This is a genomic window from Thalassospira sp. UBA1131 (assembly GCF_002311515.1).
Taxonomy (GTDB): Bacteria; Pseudomonadota; Alphaproteobacteria; order Rhodospirillales; family Thalassospiraceae; genus Thalassospira.
This window is the reverse complement of the sequence record NZ_DCAO01000089.1, coordinates 8,603-10,818: the sequence shown is the minus strand read 5'-3', so window position 1 is coordinate 10,818 and position 2,216 is coordinate 8,603. Positions and strand designations below refer to the sequence as shown.

Sequence of the window (2,216 nt, the reverse complement as noted above, 5' to 3'; positions counted from 1 at the left end):
ACGTAATTAATAACTGATTGCAATCGCACCATGTATGTCTGCATTTGTAATGCGCTCAAGGAAAAAGACGTCCGCCGTGCCGCCGAGCAGGGCGGGGCGACACGTCCGGCGGAAGTTTTCCGTTTCCATGGTTGCGCGCCGCAATGTGGCAAATGCGCCTGTCACATGCGCGCAGAACTGCTGCAAGCCAAGACCTGTGGCAATTGCGATTGCGATGATGCAGCGGCTGTGACGGCAAATATTGAACCGATTGCCGCCGAGTAACCTACTTCCAGGCATTCATACAAAACGAAAAAGGCGAAGCCGCATGGGCCTCGCCTTTGTTGTTTGTGGCTGATGCTGCTTGATCAGCACCGTTACTTTTTCAAGCCAAAGCGTTCCTCGGCCAGGCGATCGGCAACAAAGCCGGTCGACAGGTTCTGTTGCTTGGCGCGTTCAAAAATCTCGCGCACGGTTTCACCAATGCCTTCGATATGCATGTTGGTTTCGGCAACCGTTTTGCCTTCACGGCAATAATAGACTTCGATAACACCGCCGGCATTGATCACGTAATCCGGGGCATACAAAATCCCGGCTTCGCGCAACATTTCGCCGTGGCGATCATCTTCAAGCTGGTTATTGGCCGCACCGGCGATCACGCCAACCTTGAGTTCCTCGATAGTACGGTCATTGATCACCCCGCCAAGGGCACAAGGGGCAAGGATATCGGCATCAACCGACAGGATTTTATTAACCGGAACTGCGGTTGCGCCAAATTCCATGGCGGCGGCCTTCATGCTAGCGGCATTCAGGTCCGCAACAATCAGCTTGGCCCCGGCCGCATGCAGCATCCGGCACAAGTGATAGCCGACATGCCCCAAACCCTGTACCGCGACCCGCATGCCTGTAAGGTCGTCGCTGCCATGTTTAAATCGAACCGCTTCCTTGATCCCGATGAAAACGCCATAGGCGGTAAAAGGGGACGGATCACCAGTGCGTTCCGGGTCCTTGCCATCATTGATACCACCGACATGCTTGGTCTGGCTTGCGATATGTTCCATGTCTTCGGGGCTGGTGCCGACATCCTCGGCAACGATATAGCGCCCGCCAAGTTGCTCGACGGCGCGGCCCATTGCGCGGAAGAATTCTGGCGTCTTCTGACTGCGCGGATCACCGATGATGACCGACTTGCCGCCGCCAAGCGGAAGGTTGGCGAGGGCGGATTTGTAAGTCATGCCGCGCGACAGGCGCAAAACATCATGAATGGCGTCCTGTTCGCTGGCATAGGGCCACATGCGACAGCCGCCCAGTGACGGGCCAAGGTTGGTGTTGTGAACCGCGATGATGGTTTTCAGGCCGGTGGTTTTGTCGCTGGCAAAGACGACCTGTTCGTGGTCGTCAAAGGCGATATCGGAAAAGACGTTCATCCTCTTGCAGCCTCCTGGCAGCATCATTTTTCTGGTGCAGGCTGTTTCCTGCTTATCCCTTTATGTTTGATGCATCCGGCGTTGGATCAATTTCTAATTCCGCGAATGTGCAAAAAAGATCGTTTCGGTTGAGGGGGTGCTTTGGTGTGGAATTATTCGGAGTTTGCCAAAGCTGCATTGTAATTTTATTGCGCGCAATGTGCGCTGCAGCATCTTCGCTGTTTGAAGGCAGGCGGCATTTTCGATCCGACCAAGATTCTTTTGTGGTCGAAATTGGCCGGTTTCAGCCTGGCTTTTATGGTGCAGTGCACTTGCGGCGATTTGTCCTGAATCAGAGCATTCGTCATGCGCCTATGCCAAATTCGCACTTGAAACCGGAGCAATTAATCTGGAAATATCAATTAACCGGATAATTTACGGCTCGTTAAGGTGCGAAACGTAGACTCACGGTTGGGTGTCTTGTGATTGAGATTCCCGGTTCAGGACAGGTTGGCGTCTGGGTGGCGCCAGCGAACAAAATATAAGGAGAGCGGCGGATATGTCTGCATTCACAGGCCATCGCCAAACCGTATTTGAAGTTGAACTGCACAATCAGGCTGTGCGCGAATGTGTCAAAGAGAACCGATCCCACGACCTCTTTGATGACCGCTGGGCTGATGTTCAAACTCATGAAGTTGCGGCCAGCGACGAAACCAAGGCCCTTGCCATGATCGAAAATAGCTATCCGTCAGAAGATGGTTTCGTTGTCGATCACGTCAAACGCCTAGGATAACAGTCACCAAACATATTCGAAAAAAAAGCGTGGTCAGC

General features: G+C 53.2%; 3 protein-coding genes. 2 read left to right on the top strand and 1 reads right to left on the bottom strand.

Going from position 1 to position 2,216, the window contains the following annotated elements:
• Window positions 1-30: 30 nt before the first annotated feature.
• The gene (locus B3Z49_RS13540; protein ID WP_063088336.1) at window positions 31-264 is read left to right on the top strand and encodes a (2Fe-2S)-binding protein; all 234 of its coding nucleotides are present in this window, start codon (window positions 31-33) and stop codon (window positions 262-264) included.
• 92 nt (window positions 265-356) lie between these two features.
• Here the strand turns inward: B3Z49_RS13540 and B3Z49_RS13535 are convergent, their stop codons facing one another.
• The gene (locus B3Z49_RS13535) at window positions 357-1,406 is read right to left on the bottom strand and encodes a Glu/Leu/Phe/Val dehydrogenase dimerization domain-containing protein (protein ID WP_296991784.1); all 1,050 of its coding nucleotides are present in this window, start codon (window positions 1,404-1,406) and stop codon (window positions 357-359) included.
• A gap of 538 nt (window positions 1,407-1,944) precedes the next feature.
• Between B3Z49_RS13535 and B3Z49_RS13530 the strand changes: the two genes are divergently transcribed.
• Complete coding sequence (locus B3Z49_RS13530; RefSeq protein ID WP_063088334.1) at window positions 1,945-2,178, top strand: hypothetical protein; 234 nt, start codon at window positions 1,945-1,947, stop codon at window positions 2,176-2,178.
• Window positions 2,179-2,216 lie beyond the last annotated feature (38 nt).